This window comes from Brevibacillus sp. BD137 (assembly GCF_041644655.1).
Lineage (GTDB): Bacteria > Bacillota > Bacilli > Brevibacillales > Brevibacillaceae > Brevibacillus > Brevibacillus brevis_D.
The window spans coordinates 24,464-44,059 of record NZ_JAOTNO010000010.1; the positions used below are offsets into that span (position 1 = coordinate 24,464).

A 19,596-nucleotide genomic window follows, 5' to 3' on the forward strand; every position below is an offset into this window, starting at 1 on the left:
TAGAAACGTGAGTGCCGATGGGGATTTTTACTCCCGTCGGTTTTTCATTTATTCAGCGAGGAGGATGTGGCTTGCTAGATATTAGTCCCCGCTTTGTAGAAGGGAGCGAGCCTCTCTATCTACAGCTTTATCGCTATTTTTGTACAGAAATCCAAGGGAGGCGCTTAATCTCTGGGACGCGTCTTCCTTCTGTTCGGGCATTGAGCGGATTTTTGCAAGTGAGTAAAACGACTGTCGAGAGTGCCTATCACCAGCTCATGGCAGAAGGCTACATCGAGAGTCGGGAGCGCAGCGGATTTTATGTGGTCGATGTGGACTGGGATGGGCCAGTGCCTGTACCTACAGGGAAAGGGCAGCAACCAGCTCAAACGGCTTACGTCCAAACAACTCCATCTACGCCCACAATAGTTCCGATCCAATATGATTTTCACCAAGCGCGCGTAGATGCCGAGCATTTTCCTTTTGACCGTTGGCGCAAGTACACCAACCAATGCATGCAGGAAGAAAACAAGCATGTGCTCTACTACGGAGACCGTCAAGGAGAGCCGCAGCTGCGGGAGGAGCTCGCACGCTATCTCGGACGAGCTCGGGGTGTGCAAGCTACGCCGGAACAAATTGTGATCGGTGCGGGGACGCAGGTGATCATCAGCTTATTGGGGTTCCTATTCGGGACACGGGGACAGGCTGTAGCGATGGAGGAGCCGGGCTATCACGGTGTTCGTACTGTATTCTCCCATTTGGGCTATGATGTGCGCCCGATCAGACTGACAGAGGATGGGATTGATGTGGAAGCGCTCAGTGAGAGTGGAGCGCGGCTGGTTTATATCACACCCTCTCATCAGGATCCTTCCGGAATTGTCATGCCGTATGCCAAACGGCTAAAGCTGCTCCACTGGGCGAATCAGACGGGGAGCTACATCATAGAGGACGACTACGATGGGGAGTTTCGCTATCATGGCAAGCCAATTCCTTCCCTTCAGGGGCTAGATACGCAAGGACGAGTCATTTATTTAGGGACGTTTTCCAAGGCGTTGCTGCCGTCGATTCGGATGAGCTATATGGTTTTGCCGCAAGCGTTATTGGCGGTGTTTCAGGAGAAATTGGCGGATTTTGACCAGTCGGCATCGCGTATTCATCAGGAGACGCTGGCCCTGTTCATGAAAAATGGTGATTGGGAGCGGCATATTCGCAAGATGCGTACGCTTTACCGCAAAAAGCATGGGGTGTTGCTGCAGTGCTTGCAGGAACAGCTGGGGGCGTACATCCGGATCAAGGGTCAGGATGCCGGACTGTCTGTGACGGTAGAAGTGAAAAGTGAGAGCACTCCGCAACAGTTGACCCAATTTGCGGCTGCATCAGGCGTTCGTGTCTATCCAACCGCACATAAATGGATTCATCCACAGGAAAATGGACTGCCGGCTTTCCAGTTCGGCTTCGGGGGGCAGACCATCGAGGAGATTGAGGCTGGCATTCGTCTGTTGAAACGTGCATGGGAGCCTTATTTGCAAATAGAAGGGGAAAATAAAAACCCAATCCAGGGGATCGGGTGAAGGAACGGAGTGCTGCAAATAATTAAGGGACGTACTGTTCTGTAACTTTTGTGATGATGCCATTCTTTACTTCAACGTGGAATGGTATCTGATAAGGAATTCCTTTAGAAAGCACAAACTTTTTAAAAGTATCGGTGTTTACTGCTTCATTCCAATGGAAATTCCCATCTTTTTGTGTAGAGTTGGTTTGAAGAATAAACGAAGCCTTTGGAGAAACTTCAAACGTTCTAATTTTAGGACTGCTATTACGAATGTAATATGGCATTGGATAGTCCTCTTTTTCCGATGGATGATCTTGACGATAAGCTTTTACTGCTGCCTCACCGAAAAACCATTGAACATAGTCAAGTGAGACGAGTAGCTTTCCATTTTTCACTTGTAACGTTTTCACATATGCCATTGATTTTTCAAGGGTATTTCCTTGTTTATCCTTGCTACTTGTTGGAACAATTACTTGGGGAGGAACAGGTGCAACCGTTCCTTGCTGTGAAGCTGCATGAGCGTCAGTAACAAACAATGAACAGAATAACAAAGAAGAAAGCAGCAAATATGTTTTTCTCATAGGGTGTCATTTCCTTTCTGTACACGAAATACTATTCATAAGTAGTAGACGAAAAAATAACAAAACCGTTTCTCCTCAAGATGAAAAATTTAACATAACTATATCGAGTGAAAAGTAAGTGAACGGATTGAGCTGTTATCATAGGCAAAACAAGTGAGTTAGCATGAAGAGTAGCCTCCTGTCATCAGAGCAGACTGATGAACAGGAGGTTTTTTCATGGCATCTTAAACGGATTTTAAAACATTCGATACCCTAATTGAGCTGACATCGCACGTACCGTCGCTATCGTTTCTTGTAAAATCTCTTCTTGTTTCGGCATCACGCGGTCGGAGGGACCGATGACACTGACAGATGCAGTTACGTGCCCAGTTGAATCAAAAATCGGGGCAGCGATTCCGGTCACGCCTGTATTGCGTCGATTCGAGCTGATTTCATAGCCTCGTCGGCGGATCGTCACCAAGTCCTCTTTAATTTGCTCAACAGACGTGTACGAATGAGGTGTGTAGCTTTTCAGCGGATGTTCCTGCAAAATCTCATCTTGAAACTCTTCTGGCTGATAGGCCAGCAAAACCCTTGCAGCGGAGGTAGAGTAAAGAGGAAAACGCCGAAAGGATTCTACGGTAAAGCGAACGGGATGAAGCGAATCCTCTTTGGCTACATAGATCGCGTCCTTAGAATCTTGTACACATAAGACCGCCAATTCGTTTGTGCGTGAGACAAGCTGGTCCAAGAATGGTTTGGAAAAATCAACGATATCGTGATTCGTGAGCACCTTCGTGCCCAACTCCAAAAGCGTGTAGCCAAGCGTATACTGCTTGGTTTTTTCATTTTGGCGGATAAAGCCTTCAGACTCCAGCGTGGACAGGAGCTTGTGAACGGCTCCCTTGGACAGCTGGAGTTTTTTGCTGAGCTCCGTTACCCCGAGTTCCTTTGGCGAATCGAGAAATATTTTTAACAGCCGACAGCCATTTCGAACAGAAGACAATACTTGGTCCATACAAAGGTCTCCTTTAACGTACAGTAGCCCTTCTATAAAGAAGAGTCTCGATTGAAGTAATTTTACCATTAGAAAGAATGCTGACAAGCCTGTAATTGGGGGAATGGTGCTTCTAGTACGACTACCTTGAATAGTCAGTATCTTTATGCTAGTATAGCATTATCGTTCCCGAATAGGAAACGTCGTTCTCTATTCGTGAACAATATAGACAATCGGGGGTCGAACTTACATGAAGAAAAAGGCATTATCCGTCTTGTCCATTTTCGCTTTGACTGGTTCCTTGCTGGCTGGATGTGGCTCCTCCACGCCGCAAACATCTGCTCCTGCACCGGCTGCTGGCAACAATAGCGGCACCGAAGCACAAGCTCAGCTGGAAGACACACTGGTAGTAGCAGGAAACGGCGCGACCGTTGAAAAGATGATGAAGGATGAAGTCTTCAAGAAGTTTAACGAGAAGTATCCGAATGTAAAGCTGACCTATGTTTCTGGTGTTTCCACGGAGATTGTAGCGAAGGTTAAGGCACAGAAAAATGCACCGCAAATCGACCTTACAATCGTTGAAGGCGGCGAACAAGAAAAGGGACGTCAAGAAGGCTTGTGGGAAACTGTATCCGCAACAGATATCCCGAACATGAAAAACGTGCCAGAAGATTTGCGTGTGACGGAGGATAGCGGTGTAGTTGTAAACTTCACGCCGATGGGGATTTCCTATAATGCGGATCTGGTAAAAGAAAAAGGCTTGCCTGTACCGAAGTCCTGGAATGACCTGGCGAAGCCTGAAGTGAAAGGCTACATCACGATGACAGACGTAGCGAGCAACTTTGGACGCTCAACGATGATCATGCTGGCGTACGCAAATGGCGGGTCTGAGAAAGACATCGAACAAGGCTTTAAGAAAATGGAAACGATTGCAGGATACATGCCGACCTTTGCGAAGAGTGCTGCACAGCTTCAGCAAAATCTGCAAAACAAAAGCTCAGCGTACACCACTTGGACAATGGCGCGTAGCTTGACACAAAAAGAAGCAGGCGTACCATTGGAGTTCGTTTTCCCTGAAGAGGGCGGAAACATCGTACCGAACGTAGCTACGCTGGTAAAAGGTTCGAAGAGTCCAAAAGCGGCAAAAGCATTCGTCGATTTCCTTTTGACAGATGAAATTCAAACGATGTACGCAACGAAGCTGTACTACAATCCGGCAACCTCTGTGAAGCTGCCAGACGATGTAGCGAAAACATTGGAATTCGATCGTAAAAAGGTTGTCAACTTCGACTATAGCGTAGTGAGCAAGGAAACATCTGCTTGGCTGGATCGCTTTAACAAAGAAATCGCACCTAAAACAGGAAAGTAGGTATTCACGTGACCAAGGTGATTGATGTTGAACTGCGCGGCATCATGAAAAAATTTCAAAGCAATGTCGTGGTTCAAAACTTCAACCTGCAGGTGGAGCAAGGCGAATTTATTTCATTCCTCGGCCCATCTGGTTGCGGTAAGACCACGACCTTGAATATGATTGCTGGTTTTTTGGACCCGGATGGCGGGGACCTTTTGATCAAAGGGCAGCGAATGAATGGTGTGCCTCCGTACAAACGGGAGCTGGGCATGGTGTTTCAGACGTACTCGTTGTTCCCTCATATGACTGTGGCGGAAAACATCGCCTACGGCTTGAAATTACGCAAAGTGAACAAACAAGAAATGCAAGAGCGTGTGAATCGTGTACTCGGGCTGGTCAAGCTGCCAAACGTAGCAGACCGCTATCCGAAACAACTCTCCGGCGGACAACGCCAGCGGATTGCGATTGCGCGGGCGCTTGTTATTGAGCCGTCGCTCCTGCTGTTGGATGAGCCGCTCAGTAACTTGGATGCCAAACTTCGGGAAGAGCTTCGCGATGAGTTAAAGCGCTTACATCACGAGATCGGCGTTACGACTATTTTCGTTACCCATGACCAAGAAGAGGCGCTAGCGCTTTCTGATCGCATCGTGGTCATGAATCACGGATTCGTGGAGCAAATCGGTACACCGCTTGAGATTTACAATCAGCCCGCTTCTGAATTCGTACATACCTTCATCGGTAAGACGAACCGTTTGGAAGGGGAAGTCATTGGAATGGACGGGGATGTACTCACGCTGCGGACGACTGATGGAATGCTCGTGAAGGCGGCAAAGCAACAGCGAACCGTGGCACTCCATGAAAAAGTGATCATTTTTATCCGACCAGAGAAAATCAAGCTGACCGATACAGCAGTCAGTGAGGAAGCGAATCGGGTAAAAGGACATTTGCAGCTTGCCTCCTTCCTGGGCTCGTACACAGAATGTGAGGTCAAGGTCGGGGAGCATACGCTCTCGGCAAAAGTCCAAATGACCGATAGCTCGGTGGACCGCCAAGAAGGTCAAACGGTTTACTGTCAATGGAACGCGGACGACGTACTGGTCATGCCCGCAGGAAGGGGATGACGGATGAGCAAGCGTCTCTCGGTTACATTGTTGACAGCACCTGCGATGATTTTGCTGCTTGGCGTATTCATCCTCCCGATGCTGATGATGCTTTTGCTCAGCTTTCAGGATGAGAATCAGGCGTTCTCTTTGCACAATTATTCATTATTTATACAAGATCCGTACTACTTGGAGATTCTTTGGCGGACGATTCGCGTGAGTCTCTGGACGGTACTGGTAAGCCTCTTGCTCGGATTTCCTGTAGCGATGTACATGGCGCAAGCTACAGGGAAAATGCGTGGAATCGTCACGATGCTGATCCTGGCCCCTCACCTCATCAGTGTTGTTATTCGCAACTTCGGTTGGGTAGTGGTTTTGGGGGAAAAAGGGTGGATCAATGAGACGTTGATCAGTCTGGGGCTGATCGATCAACCGTTGCGGCTTTTGTACAACGAGTTCGGTATTGTGATCGGTCTGACGGATTCATTCGTTGCCTACATGGTTCTGGCGATTGCAACCAGCTTGTATGCCATCGATCCGTCCTTGAATAAGGCGGCATCGATTTTGGGGGCTTCCCGCGTACGTACGTTTTTCAGTGTGACATTGCCCTTGTGTTTGCCGGGGATTATTGCAGGTACGACACTGGTGTTCAGCTTGTCGATGAGTGCCTTTGTGACACCAGCCTTAATGGGCGGCACTTCCGTGAAGGTCTTGCCTGTCATTGCCTATGAGCAAATCATGGCGACATTGAACTGGCCTTTGGGCGCGGCACTTGCCTTCCTGCTTTTGGGAAGCACGATTCTATTGGTGACTTTGTATACAAAGCTGATTGAAACCAAGCGGTATAAAGAGGTGTTTGCGTCATGAAAAAAATAAACGTACTCGGACTCATCACGTTCTTTGTGCTTGTTTTGGTCAATCTGCCGTTTTTGGTCATTATCCCGAGCTCCTTTACGGCAGCCGGATACCTCGCTTTTCCGCCCGAAGGATTTTCGTGGCAGTGGTATGAAATGATTTTGGATCGGCCGGAGTTCATCGATTCGTTGTGGATCAGTCTAAAGCTAGCTACGGTAACGGCGATTTTGGCGACTTTCCTAGGGACATTGGCTGCATTCGCGCTGTCCAAATACAAGTTTCGTGGGAGCGGCATCATCAACGCACTAATGCTTTCACCGCTTACCGTTCCTTCGCTCATTATCGGGATTTCCGCGCTGTTGTTTTTCACGCGAATTGGTATTGCGGGGACGTTTACAGGACTTTTGCTGGCGCACATGCTGATCTCGATTCCGTATGTCGTTAGGCTGGTGCTCACAGGGCTTAGCTCGTTCGATTATACGCTGGAAAAAGCGGGATACATGCTGGGGGCCCATCCGTTTCGGGTGTTCTGGGATATTACGTTGCCACTGTTGCGTCCGGCCATCGTGTCGGGGATGATCTTTTCGTTCTTGACGTCGTTTGACAATGTCACGGTTTCTTTATTCTTGGTGGCACCGGATACGACGACGCTGCCACTCGCGATTTTCACCTATATGCAGGAGACACTTGACCCGTTGGTGGCTTCGATATCCTCCGTGGTCATCCTGCTGAGTCTGGTGTTCATCGTCTTGTTGGAAAAAGTGTACGGACTAGAGCGCCTGTTCGGACTCAATTCACAATCTCATTAAGGAAGAGGCACTATGTCAATCCACACTTATGTACAAGAGAATATACCCCACTATCTTCAGTTACTCGAAGAGTCAGTTAACATGGACTCGCCTTCTCGTGACAAACAGTTGGGTGACCGCATGGCGGGCTGGTTCGCCCTGCAGTTTCAACGGCTGACAGGGGGAGTAGCAGAGCTGATCCCGAATAAGACGTATGGCGATCAGGTGCGTTGTACGCTGGGCAACGGGGAAAAACAAATCCTCATCATCGGCCATTACGATACCGTATGGTTAGAAGGAGAGGCGGCTCGCCGACCGTTTGCGATTCGGGATGAAAAAGCGTACGGGCCGGGCGTATACGATATGAAAGCGGGCGTTTTGCAAGCAATGTTTGCCATGCGGGCATTGGTAAAGCTGGATCGCCTGCCAGCAGATAAAAAAATCGTGCTCTTATTAAACAGTGACGAGGAGATCGGCAGTCCGACTTCTCGCCGACTGGTAGAAGAAGAAGCCGCGCGTTCGGTGGCGAGCTTTGTGTTGGAGCCGCCAACCGAACCGAGCGGCGCACTCAAAACATGGCGGAAGGGAAGCGCCCATTTTACCTTGGCAGTCAGCGGAATTTCCTCACACGCGGGCGTCGATCATCAAAAAGGCGTCTCTGCTATTGAAGAGCTGGCGAGACAGGTGCAATTTCTGCATGCCTTGACCGATTACGAAAAAGGAACAACCGTCAATGTGGGCGTCATCAAGGGCGGGATTGGCTCCAATGTCGTAGCGGATTCGGCAGAAGCTGAAATTGACGTGAGATTTATCTCGATGGAAGAGGCCCTACGCATTGAGAAGGTAATGAGCGAACTCACGCCAGTGCTCGCCGGTACAAACATCAGCGTAACGGGAGGCATTCGCCGACCGCCGATGGAGCGAACCGAAGAGACAGGCAAATTATTTTCCCTTGCACAATCGATTAGCATCAATGAACTAGGGATGGCTTTGGAAGAGTCAGGTACAGGTGGAGTCAGCGATGGCAATTTCGCGGCTGCTTGCGGAGTCCCGACGCTGGATGGACTTGGTGTAAAAGGTGGTTACGCCCACTCGCCGGATGAATGGATCGAACTGGGAGAAATATCGACGCGTGCTACCTTGTTGGCGCGGTTGATAGAAGAAGTATAGAGAGAAGCAAGAGAAAAAGAGAAGAAGCACCTGCCTGATGCGTAAGATGGTTGCATCAGGCCAGGTGCCTTTTTGTGTGGAAAAGGAGAGGCTATTGCTTCGAGGATGTATTTAGCTTTTTCACAAAGCTATTAAGGTAGTTCGCTCCGCGGCTGGTGAGGATACCAGCCAGCACGGCAGAAACGTAGTAGCCGCTGCCCTCAAGACCAAAGGGGTTGACTTGAAAAGCGAGGGAGAGCGAAATGCCAATGAGGATAGAGAGGATATAAGTGAAGCGGTCTTTTAGTACGGGGAAGGCATTCTTTAAAATTTCGGTAACGGCTTCAATCAAGATTGCCATAAAAGTAAGCAGACTCAGGCTGTGAATGAATGGGTCCATGTCAATCAAAGGTTGGTTCCTCCTTTTGCTAGTAGAGCGGGGCGTACTTCGGGGAAAACATCCAGTCGTTATTCATTTGGAAGGGAATTCATTCGCGAGGCGAGATTTCGCCCCAAGGCAGGTAGGTGTCACCTTTGTGGATGACTTCTTGTGGAGGAGGTCGGCCGGATCGGCAACATCTAGGAAATCCTCGCTTGCATGTACGTTTTGAGTTCGGTCTCTAGCTCTTTGACACGGTACTCCAGCTGTTGTCTTTCTACGACCAGCGTCGTGTATTTATCTCGCCACTCCTGCACGATGGTTTCAAGCTCCATGCAACGGTTGCGCCAAACATGGAGTTCTTCTCGAAGCTTGTCCATTTCCTGACGAAGCTCCTGGCGAATTTGCTGGTTTTCTTGTGAGATTTGCTGCCTGTCTGTTATCATCAACTCTTTCTTGTTGTTGTGACGTGCAACCAGATACGTGACGATTGCCGTCAGTACACTGGATACTACCAAGGGGAGAGTGGAAGAGTTGAGTAGTGTTTGGATCATCCGTTTATTCACCTGCTTTCTCTTGTGCGGTCTATATATAGAGTAGACAGTTTGAGGAAATTCTCACGGTGTTTTGAGTGAAAATGCTACCACAACTGCTTGATTTGGAAGTAGGAATAGGTGGGGATGGCTTCTATGACGCCATTGGCAAAAAAGGAGTAGCCGAAAAGCTCTACATAGTCGCCGGGCTTTAGTTGGACGATGCTTGAACCGTTTAAACACCAGGCATGGTTGGAATAGGAGACGATGCTGCTGAGTACTTTATGGAGTTCACCATTGATTCGGATTTCTAGATGCAGTCCGTTGGGTGAAGTAGTTGGGCTTTTGATGCGTGCCGAGCCAACGATTAAGTAGTCGCCCGGTGTCTTTGCGATAAAACGATTTAGGTTTTTATCGAATTCTAGCAGTTCATCGTGGGTGGGTGTATTGAAAGTAATTTTGGTGAAGGTGTCGGGGGCAGTTAGGGTTTGGTCTGCGGACATGATGACGGTAAGGTTTGTGCTTGTTTTTGCTGGATTAAGTAACAGGTTGGAGCTGGTCAAGGTATAACCAGAGACGGTAGGGGATTTCACGGAGCCAGATAGGGAAGTAAGGACTGCTTTTACCCGTAAATCTGCGTAAAGTGGGTTCTTAAAGGAATGTTTGCGCCCTAAGACAGTGGATTCCCATGTAGAGCCGCCGTCGTTAGACAGGTACCAGTTTATAGAGCCATCTTGCAGTGTTTGATCCGCAGTAATCGAGGCATAAGCAACAGGAGAGACAGAAGGAAGCTTAGTGCTTACAAACTCTTGGATGACCTCCCCTGAGAAACTACCTGTAATTACACGATAACCATACAGTTCGGGAGAAAGGTTTTCAGTAGGTGAGTTTAATCTGGCCCGTAAAAGCAGTGAGGTGGAGGGAGTTTGAAATGTAATCTCTTCGCCGGGAATAGCATTTCTCCACTCTAGCCCGTTGTTGTTTGTTACCTCTAAAGTAACGGTAGCTTTGGATGCTCCAAAACTGTATTCGTCAATGGCTTGGTTAGAGTCGTATCTGGAAGTTAACGACAGTGTTCGCAGGACTCCGTTGCTGTCTTTGAAGGGGAAATGTTTGCCGGCATAGGTAGAGACCGTTACAGAAGAATCGACGACGGATAAATCGGCAGCTTTGAACGAGGCGAGGTAGAATTTGTTTAGCTCTACATTTGAGGAGTACACAAAGTGATAGTTTGAACCGTCAGCAACTAGTCTGGAAACCCAATTTGCGTTGATGTTTGCGATTGAAGTGGTGTGAGCCAGCGTTTCAGGATGAAGAGAATAGAGCTTAACTGTGTAGGATGTCGTTGCGCTCGTATAAATTGTTTGTATAGCGATGTATCTATCGAGATTCGAGTCGTACATCATGTCCAGTGAGCTGTCATGACCCCCGCCGATAGTTATACTTACATTTCGAACAATGCGAAATGCACTATCAAATAGGATTACTTTGAAAACATTTGAATTAATTGCAGCTACAGCAATTTGATTTCTTGTAGGATCATAGGTTGAGCGTAGGTAACTCGTAGTCCCAGAACTAATGATATTAGTCAAATCTTTAACCAAGGAGCCATCACTGTTAAAAACGTGAAATCGAGTAAAGGCGTCAACAGAATGAAATACCCATATTCTGTTTTGCCTATCTACCGTTAATGAAGTCGTGAGTACCCCAAATGATCCTGTATAAAAGGGATACCAGTCCTTGAATGTGGTACCGTCGCTATTCACAATACCAATCACACCGTCTAAGGATGAATGTGAAATGGAGAACCAGACACGATTGTTGTAATCTACGATATAATCTATCGATTGAAAAGGGAATGTATGGGTAGTACCCGTAAATGGCAGAATGGTTCCTTCAAAAGACAGGCTGCCATCAGAATTTGTTACTTTTGCATAAATACCCTTCCCATTGACAAGTGCTACTTTCCATGTGCGATTTGTCCGGTCCGTAAAACCCATAGGCTGCGAAAAAACACTTCCGGAATAAGAAAAGCGAGTGGCTTCTGAGAAAGCGTATATGCTCGGTTCGTTAACTACAGCATTTATCGTTACTTTATTTGTGCTAGAGGTGGAAAGTGGCTTCGCATAAAAAATACCATTCTTAATCCCCGCTGAGTTCCTGATTAGACGATTGGTTGTATCTACTGTGATTCCTAAAGAATTCGATGCGTCAAAATAGTTTGTAGTACTGAAGTCTTCCGTAAAGTCAGGAGTAATGGTAGGAGTTACCCTTCCGCCTACAATTCCAGCTGTTGACTTCTCGGAGTCGACATAGGTTAATGTATCGAATTCTTCGGAGTAAGTGTTGGTGACTGTACTTCTGTGCCTTTCAAGCTCTTCTACACGGTTTGCGAGAGTGGGATCAGATGCAGCAATTGGAACCAAGTTGTCACCTGTTCCGACAAAAAGTTCATGGGTATCGGTTGTAAAAAGAGGCTCCCCCGCTGATGCAGCGAAGGGGAGATTAGCTTTTAGTCCGCGTTTGAATTTGATTGGTAGTTTCATTAAAATGTACCTCCATCTACTTCAGTGATCGTGGAGCCACTGCTACCGCCAGAGCCTACGTTTATTTTGTAATCTCCATCTGAAAGTAAAAGGACTCGCAGGTTGGTATTTCGGTTATACCCGTATTTGTATTCGACTCCGGGCATCGCCATGTCCCACGAATCTAGTAAGTCTACATTCATGGTAAGGGAGTCTAGGCTTGTTTCATCAGCGGATGATGACTGTTCGAAGTAGAACGCACATCGCAAGTTTCTAGCTTGGCCAATCTTCTCGTCCCATTCAGAGATACTATTGAAATCGTCTATTGTCATTGCTTTTGCTTTGAAATCAATGGGGGTAGTAACATCAACTTTTGTCCACGAGCCATTCTTTTGTTTTGCTTCCCATGTTGTTCCACTGTCCGTACTTATTGCTACTCTTAAAATGCCTTTCTCTGTACCTGATAAGGTTAAAGATTTGATTTTTGCAACGCCAAGAAAGCTAGTATCATTTTTCATTTTTTCGATCTTTGGTACAGGAACTCCAGTAAGATGAGCAACCGTGGGCTCTCTTTTAGGTTTGGAAACAAGGATTTTGATGTTGGATTTGTCGATTAAATCTTTCAAGTAAGGGGCGCAAGTAGAGAGGTCGAGCATGCCTTTATTTAGAAACATTTCGTCTGTGGGGGGAGTAGTACCAACAGTTTCCCAGCCGGAAGAAGTGTACGTTTTCACGTCTGTTCCGTCTTGTACGAGGAATCTATTGTTTATTGACTCAATCAGGAGAACCGGACGGAAGCCTCGGCCTGGAGTTGTAAGATCTGTTGAACCAGATGTCCAGTTTGTGAGACCGTTATAACCTCGAATCACGCGGGCCTTTGAATTAGATTGGTCGGTCGTACTGGTCCATGAACCGTGGTCTACATTATTCCAAATCTGGTCATCGGTCATGTACTTATCCCATTCGTTGTCTTTATCCGATGCATTTACTCCACCTGTCGGCAGTCGCAATGTTATTTCTCTATCAGAGGATGTGAACAATTGGGCAGTATAAAAGCCGACATAATAAAGCCCGTTCCACATGTAACGTTCTGATACTCTGATGCGATATTGTGTATAAGCTTTGTCATTTTTAAATGAGAAGGTCTTTTTGAGACCGTGCCAGCTTGATACTTCATTTCCATTATGCAAGATGTCCCAAGAAGTTCCGTCGTTAGAGGCTTCGAAGAACCATTTTTTCGGACTATATATGGCATATAGATAATACGAAGTAATTGTTGTTGGTGTTGAATACTCAATCTTTAAAATCTCTTCTGTTGTTTCAGTTGCAGCAGTACTTGTCCAGTACGTAGTCTCTGATCCGTCAAAAGCCTTCCATGCATGATAACTTGCTGTGTCATACTCTGTTGAAGCAGAAACTTTACACACGGCAGAAGAATACCCAGACAATCCTGGAATGGTGTGCAGTTTTTTTATTGGCAGTCCGCTTCCGCTTGCAATCCCCGCTGTATTTAAGGCATCCCATGAAATGGTTTGGATATTGCGGTCGGCCATTAGCAACTTATCACCTTTGTGATTTGTACCGTACATAATGAAATACCCATCACCATTTGCACTTGTTGCAGGAACATTGGGAAGAAGTCCTGACATTTCTTTTCCGATAGATATGGTTCCAAACGTACCAGCAGGTGCCAAGTAGTTAAAACGAATACGTTTTCCTACAGTTAAGTCTTTCACAGCTATTACTTCATCAGGGTGGAGAACCCTACCATCAGCATCAATATCAATGGCATCAATCTGTATATTCTTCACGTTCATGTTATTTGGGTCAAAACCAATACTTCCTGAATATGAAGGAAGTGTAATCTCTACAGTGTGCTTTTTATTGTCTAACCCTTTTTTTTCGTACAGTAAAGCTTGAAACTTTAAATCCCCATACTGACTGAATGTTTCAGTGGTACCATCAATCGTTATTGGAACGTTAGGGAATTTGTTCTGGTACATGTTACCTATTATTCTGATTTTAGTGCCAATAAAATTAAATTTAATCCTAAAATCTGCACTTGTTGCATAGTTGGAGGTTCCTCCATAAAAGCTTTGATTTGATTCTCTTACGAAAGTTCCAAAGTACTTTATAGATGGATCACCGTCGTCATACCTTTTCCAACCTTGAGCTGGTGCTGTTAATTGAACGCCGATAGGAAATTCAATAGATCCTGTATCATCTATATCAATGGCATCAATTCCAAGATAATCCGTCCCAGAATTCAATTTCAGCTCAACACGGTGCTTGCCTTCAGACAATCCTATTTTTTCAAAAACAATGACTTGTGGAGTATTTGCAGCACTTCTTTCACTAAATGTATGTGCGACCCCATCAATCGTGATCTTCGCATCTGTCGTGAAGTTGTTCCAAAAAAAGGATATAATACGGATTTTTGTTCCTACAAAGTCAAACGTTGCCGTGTCTCCTGCTGTTGAAGTGTAGGTATCTGTTAATTCATAACTACCTGCATATCCTGTTCTTTTCGCCCACGTTCCGTTATAGGCAATAGACGGATAAGTGTTATCATATCGCTTCCAACCTGCCTCTGGTGCAGTTAATTGATCTCCAATTGTAGCCATGTATTACACCTCCCTATATTCAAACACTGGTCGAAAACCTTGGGAAGTGCCATTGTAAATCGTTCCCCAACTGGATTCAGACCAATCAAGAATTTTTCCGTTTCTATGGATGCGTCCAATATTACTCGATGGATTAGGAGTTCCTACGCTAGGTTTAGTCATCCCAATGACAGGTGTATCCTGACACCAATTCACAGTTGTTGTTTGATGATTAAATACATCACCAATTCCTTTTCCTTGCTGAATTTTATCTTGCGGAAAGTTTAAAATATACTTATCCCATTCATTATTGGTGGGCCAAGCGTTGTATCCCTGATTCGTCGAAGCACGATCTCCATTCGCATTTGCATAAGCAACTCCGCCTGTTAAGCTACGTATAACTCCTACTGTCTCGTACATTCTAATGTCTCCTATACGAACGTAGGTGTTGTTTCCGACTCTTTCTGTGACATGGACCCTATATTTTTTGTAAGGAGTGTTGTTATCAATATTAACTTCAATTTTATCTGTCCATGTGCTATTTGACCTGCGATCTAGAACATCCCAGTTTACTCCATCATTGGTGCCTTCAAATGTCCAGTCCCTTGGTCTTCCGCCGTCTCCAGATGAATAGGAAAGAATATCATATCTCTTTACTATTTTTGGTTCAGGGAATTCATAAGCGATCCATTCTGGTGATGTAGTTGTTGGAGGAGTTGTAGAATACCAGTGTTTTGTTATGTCCCCGTTAAAAGCATGCCACGGGTGATTAGTTGTTCCACTACTCGCGCTTGCTACTCCACTAGGAGTTGCATCTCCTGTCATTACTGGAATGACATTTCCATTATCCCAAAGGCGCCCTTGGATAAAACCTCCTGTATTTACAGCATCCCAGGAGATGGAGTGGTTTACAACTCGGTCGCCTATTAACAGTCCTTTATCGACTTTGACAAAATAAAATGTTCCACCATTTCCGCTTGTTGGTGCTGCTGTCATCCCTATCACTGGAATTTCGCTACGAGTTGCTGTACCAAGAGAGCTAAGGCTTCCAGTTAAGCCTGCTGTGTTCTGCCAATAATCACAGATGATATAATCACCAATTTGCATATCTGAAACTTTTGTTCTTAATTGTCCAGTTGTTGCTGGAATTGGCATGTTTGTCACCTCAAGATTTTATTGAACTTTTCGAGACATGGAGTTGATTTCTAGTACTGTCATATTCAAGTCACCTTGATTTTCTCAATACTAGAATATTGATCCATATTGAGAGTCAATGAGTACACACTGTTACCAGACGGAAGCACAACGTCTTCTACCAATTCAATCGAGTAGTCGGTTTTAAGTCGTAAGGTTCCATCTAGCTCCATATAATACTTGTCATGGTCAAAGCTAGGGGCTTCGTTACTAGAAAAGGATGCCATTTCGAGAGTGTAATTTTGTTTACCTGGGGCAAATTTCAAAACCTCAATAGGGGGTAATTTATAGTCAGAAGTGTAGGGGATGGTGATATTTACTTCTGAGGGAGAAATAGGTGAGGCGGTAACTCCATACTTTTCTACTTGAATCATTGAAACACCGTTGCCAGGTACGTTACCCCCTGAACTACCGCCTACCGTATCTGTATAGGTTGGGAGAGTGTCTTTGTCATACCAAATGCAGCCGATGCTATTGAGTACTGCTTTATCACTAAGGTTGGCGCGAATGACAAGAGAATTACCTGGTAGGAAAGTGCTTAAGTCAACCAGCTGATTCAAAGGAACACCGGCTGTGAACGTGGTTCCTCCATCGAGTGACAAATCAATGCTGATATTTCCCTCGTACTCTGCATCCAGCACAAGATGGGTCGGAGCTTTTGCCAATGGAATCGGTTTGGAAACCATGACAGGAATTTTTTCAGATGCCTGTAATATTTGTACCTCAGTAACGGTCATATATGAGCTTTTATTCCAGACAGTTACTTTGACTTCATTAACGAGATGGTCTAGGTTGATGGGGTAGTGCCATGAACCGTCACCATGTACTCCTTTATCGGTCTTTGAAGTGAGATTAATCCTTGGAGTAACTGCTTCCCATTTACCTGTTGATGGATTTTTGACAAAAATTTGATGATCGCAATAATCGTGTCCGTTTTGTCCTAAACTACCATTCATCCAAAGAATGATTTTATATATTTCTACAGGTGTTACCCATTTCATGAATAAGTCAGCGCTTGTACCACTCTGAAGCCAGTAATCAGTATTTCCACCCGGTGTTGCAATAGCATTATCGTCAGCGATTTTTTCAACGGCATAGGTTTGGGTCGTACTATTTGATTTGTAAGGTCTAAAACTAGTGCTACTATTATACCAGTCTCCAATAGATGAAGAGGTTTGCACGCCTAAGTCCTTCCAAGAGAAAGGTACTCCAGCAGCTTTGGTAAACTTTCCATTTTGGATTTGAAATGCTTCTGATTTAGATACATCGACCCCAGATAAATCTACAAAAGCATCTGCATACAAATTATGCCGAACCGACGCTCCCTGATTCGCGCCTTCCAAAGTACGATAAGCATTACGCAAAATATTCGTAGCGGCCACGACGTCTACTAACGGTTTGGTAATGCTTCGATCTCCGCCTCCCCCTTCTTTACCTGGCATCTCAACAAGCATGCTATCGTCATACCAAGTAAATCCCAAAGATTTTAAACTGCCTGTAGACGGAATGTTAGCTCGTAATTGGAGGTTTGTACCTTTTAGTGAAGAGGTATCGATTAGCTTGTTTAAATCGATGTTGTTTACCCAAGTTGTTCCATCAAGGGTCAGGTCGAAGGTGACCGCGTCAGTATACTCCGCAGTTGTAATAATCTTCTTTGGAGATCGGCCAACATTAACTGCCTTAGTCACGAGAGTAACAGCGTCAATAATTTCATAGAATTTAATCTCGTGCCAACCGGTATAAATTACCGTGTTTGCACTGCGATAACTGCGAAGCTTGGCCAGGCGGTAATAGCGGTATGCTGAGGTATTCGTAAAGCTGTGTTCTAACTCTGAACCTGTGTTTGCATGAGATCCTACGTATAAATCTGTCCAATTCGTATTGTCTTGTGAACCTTGCAGAGTAAACGTGGCAAGACCGTACTGTCCAGCTGAGATTCCAATAGCTCGTATTGCGACCTTAGTAATAATTTTGGGGACGAAAAAGTCAATTTGCCACCAATGACCTTCTGCCGGAGGAGTCGCTCCATCTGTATAAAAGGAATCAGTTAAATTTCCGTTGATTCCCATCCATCCAGGGTAACCAGATGTTTCACTAGACGAGGTTACGTGATAAGGGGCGGGTTCAGTTGGACTGGACATGATGATGTTTGTATCGTAAAGCCCGGGTGAGACAGTACCATTTATAATGGCAAAAGAAGACGACTTCTCGATATCAATTCCTGAGGAATCGCTAAATACATCTACATACATGTTGTTTTGACGATAGGCGGGTCTATTATGTGTTTCCGCATCACGGAAGGTATTCAGCAAAATATTGATGGGGGTCTGTAAATCAAAGGAGCTGCTCGTGGCTCCCCCATTATTTCCCCCGCCACCCCCAGAACCAATCTTCCCCTGCATATCATCCAACCGAGTTTTTAGACTGGGAAAAGTCTTCCCATCCCGATCTCGGCGTGCAGCGACCACCTCGGCGTTCGGGTTAGATGAGACATCGCTTTGTAGCTTCAAAATGGCTTGGTCTTGCTGTGCGTTTTTTTGTTCGACTTGTGAAAGACGGAGATCTTGCGTCTGATTTTTCGCTTCTGCCGCGCTGACGGTTGACGATAACGTATTCAGCCCCGTTTGAAAGGTAGAAACAGCACTTTTCACGGCATCAAGCTGACGATCCTGTTCATCGTCTTTGTCTTTTAGCTCACGGAATTTATCCTGTAAGCTCGGTTTATCCTCTCTAGCGTCATCCAACTCCTGGAGATAGGAGTCGATTTCGATGTGGGTACGTTTTCCCTTGTTGGCCAACTCATTATGATCGAGGACGACTTCGGTGCCTGTTCGGGTGATTCTGACCGACATACATTCAGCTCCTTTTCGATTTATTTGGTATAAACGGCGGACAAATTGAGCCCAAAATGGACATGCGTCGTTTTATCTACGAGGGATGGATCGGTCTCACGGGAAATCCGCGTCCAGAAAACTTGTTCATTTCCTGCGGCAGTATCCGGTAGGGTGAAAGAATCGCCCCACGTACCAGGCACTCCATTTTTGTCTGTAGCGACATCTACCAGCCGCTTGTATTGATCGGTACCTGCATAGGAGGTGAGAACCCCTTGGATACCCGTAAAAGTCCCATGATGCATCGTATTTCGGGCGATCATTTTCACTTCCCTATATTGGCCTTGGAGCATATGACCGAGAAACTCCTCCGTGTTGTCTTGCAGGTGGACTTCCTTTCCTTCTCCATCGATAAAAAAGAGGGTGAGAGAGGGGGAAAAGTCATATTCGTCTCCGCCCCACATTTCCATCTGGTCGCTGGAGCTAATGGTTGTTTTTCCGTCAGCTTCAATAAAACGGAGGGAGCCAAGGAAAGGAATGGGGTACTGGGTCATGTCAAACTGAATAGAGGTTTGGCTTGTCCGACACGTTTTAGAGTCGACAGTGGCTCCTGTGGAATCGAGCAGCTCCACGCGGATGCCGGGGGAGAGGTTTGAGACTGTGAGAGTGGGGAGGGAGAAAACGCGGACGTGTTCCATGTCCAAATAGTCGTCTGTAGCGCTGCTGTTGAGAAAGATACCGATTTTGGGAGCAAGGCGGTTAAATTCCTCCGAACCGATGATGTGCCAGATGGCTCCGTCCTCGGACCAATAAGCGGTGTAGGTATTGTAATCGCGTACTAGACGGAGCCAGGGGAAGGTTTTCGTGGTGCCTTGCGATGCATCGTAATATTCTTCGACGTGGAAAAAATCATTGTGGTTTATGAAGACAGTCAGTCCACCTGTGCTTCCGGAAGCTTTCGGATTGTATGAATTTTTCATATCGAGGACGAATTGTTTCACGGGTGTAAGTGTGTCTAAAAAGAGTTGAAGCGGCTCGGCTCCGCCTTTTAAACGGAGCGAGCCTGGTGCGTCAGATAGCGACCACCTTGAAGCGTCATTTGGTGTCATGTTCCACTTGGAATCGAGGGTAAGAGAATCGAAAGAATCCTCGAAGAGAAACCCCGATTTACGCCGAGAAACTACACTCATAGAAGTACCT

15 protein-coding genes are annotated in these 19,596 nt (G+C 45.9%); 6 read left to right on the forward strand and 9 right to left on the reverse strand.

The genetic code is table 11. The features are described from left to right. The first annotated feature begins 71 nt into the window (after window positions 1-71). Complete coding sequence (pdxR, locus tag ODZ53_RS20185) at window positions 72-1,550, forward strand: MocR-like pyridoxine biosynthesis transcription factor PdxR (protein ID WP_372679490.1); 1,479 nt, start codon at window positions 72-74, stop codon at window positions 1,548-1,550. A gap of 22 nt (window positions 1,551-1,572) precedes the next feature. On the opposite strand, the gene ODZ53_RS20190 is transcribed toward pdxR, so the two are convergent. Both ODZ53_RS20190 and ODZ53_RS20195 read right to left on the reverse strand, forming a co-directional pair. Continuing rightward, the gene (locus ODZ53_RS20190; protein ID WP_372679492.1) at window positions 1,573-2,112 is read right to left on the reverse strand and encodes a hypothetical protein; all 540 of its coding nucleotides are present in this window, start codon (window positions 2,110-2,112) and stop codon (window positions 1,573-1,575) included. Window positions 2,113-2,347: 235 nt separating this feature from the next. After that, complete coding sequence (locus tag ODZ53_RS20195; protein ID WP_372679494.1) at window positions 2,348-3,109, reverse strand: IclR family transcriptional regulator; 762 nt, start codon at window positions 3,107-3,109, stop codon at window positions 2,348-2,350. A 229-nt stretch (window positions 3,110-3,338) separates the two neighbouring features. On the opposite strand from ODZ53_RS20195, the gene ODZ53_RS20200 reads away from it, so the two are divergent. From ODZ53_RS20200 to ODZ53_RS20220, 5 genes are read left to right on the forward strand one after another with little or no spacing between them, the layout of a single operon-like run. Beyond that, a complete protein-coding gene (locus tag ODZ53_RS20200) occupies window positions 3,339-4,457 on the forward strand; it encodes an ABC transporter substrate-binding protein (protein WP_372679496.1) in 1,119 nt (372 codons plus the stop codon). An 8-nt stretch (window positions 4,458-4,465) separates the two neighbouring features. Further along, window positions 4,466-5,560: an ABC transporter ATP-binding protein gene (locus ODZ53_RS20205; RefSeq protein ID WP_372679498.1), complete on the forward strand. Its 1,095-nt coding sequence runs from the start codon at window positions 4,466-4,468 to the stop codon at window positions 5,558-5,560. 3 nt (window positions 5,561-5,563) lie between these two features. Continuing rightward, window positions 5,564-6,406: an ABC transporter permease gene (locus ODZ53_RS20210; RefSeq protein ID WP_087342204.1), complete on the forward strand. Its 843-nt coding sequence runs from the start codon at window positions 5,564-5,566 to the stop codon at window positions 6,404-6,406. After that, window positions 6,403-7,203: an ABC transporter permease gene (locus ODZ53_RS20215; RefSeq protein WP_012684369.1), complete on the forward strand. Its 801-nt coding sequence runs from the start codon at window positions 6,403-6,405 to the stop codon at window positions 7,201-7,203. Before ODZ53_RS20210 ends, ODZ53_RS20215 begins: the two co-directional genes overlap by 4 nt. A gap of 12 nt (window positions 7,204-7,215) precedes the next feature. Further along, a complete protein-coding gene (locus ODZ53_RS20220) occupies window positions 7,216-8,352 on the forward strand; it encodes a M20 family metallopeptidase (protein ID WP_372679501.1) in 1,137 nt (378 codons plus the stop codon). Window positions 8,353-8,443: 91 nt separating this feature from the next. Here the strand turns inward: ODZ53_RS20220 and ODZ53_RS20225 are convergent, their stop codons facing one another. The 7 genes from ODZ53_RS20225 to ODZ53_RS20255 all read right to left on the reverse strand — a co-directional run bounded on the left by ODZ53_RS20225 (window position 8,444) and on the right by ODZ53_RS20255 (window position 19,586). Next, window positions 8,444-8,731, reverse strand: a complete 288-nt coding sequence (locus ODZ53_RS20225; RefSeq protein WP_012684371.1) for a hypothetical protein — start codon at window positions 8,729-8,731, stop codon at window positions 8,444-8,446. A gap of 179 nt (window positions 8,732-8,910) precedes the next feature. After that, the gene (locus ODZ53_RS20230) at window positions 8,911-9,264 is read right to left on the reverse strand and encodes a hypothetical protein (RefSeq protein ID WP_017249740.1); all 354 of its coding nucleotides are present in this window, start codon (window positions 9,262-9,264) and stop codon (window positions 8,911-8,913) included. Window positions 9,265-9,350: 86 nt separating this feature from the next. Beyond that, entirely contained in the window at window positions 9,351-11,789 is a 2,439-nt protein-coding gene (locus ODZ53_RS20235) for a hyaluronate lyase N-terminal domain-containing protein (RefSeq protein WP_372679503.1), read from the reverse strand. Then, a complete protein-coding gene (locus tag ODZ53_RS20240) occupies window positions 11,789-14,392 on the reverse strand; it encodes a hypothetical protein (RefSeq protein WP_372679505.1) in 2,604 nt (867 codons plus the stop codon). The genes ODZ53_RS20235 and ODZ53_RS20240 overlap by 1 nt, the downstream gene beginning before the upstream one ends. A gap of 3 nt (window positions 14,393-14,395) precedes the next feature. Beyond that, a complete protein-coding gene (locus tag ODZ53_RS20245) occupies window positions 14,396-15,526 on the reverse strand; it encodes a discoidin domain-containing protein (protein ID WP_372679507.1) in 1,131 nt (376 codons plus the stop codon). A gap of 65 nt (window positions 15,527-15,591) precedes the next feature. Continuing rightward, entirely contained in the window at window positions 15,592-18,417 is a 2,826-nt protein-coding gene (locus ODZ53_RS20250; RefSeq protein WP_372679509.1) for a galactose-binding domain-containing protein, read from the reverse strand. Window positions 18,418-18,437: 20 nt separating this feature from the next. After that, complete coding sequence (locus tag ODZ53_RS20255; RefSeq protein ID WP_372679511.1) at window positions 18,438-19,586, reverse strand: beta-xylosidase family glycoside hydrolase; 1,149 nt, start codon at window positions 19,584-19,586, stop codon at window positions 18,438-18,440. Between the last annotated feature and the right edge of the window lie 10 nt (window positions 19,587-19,596).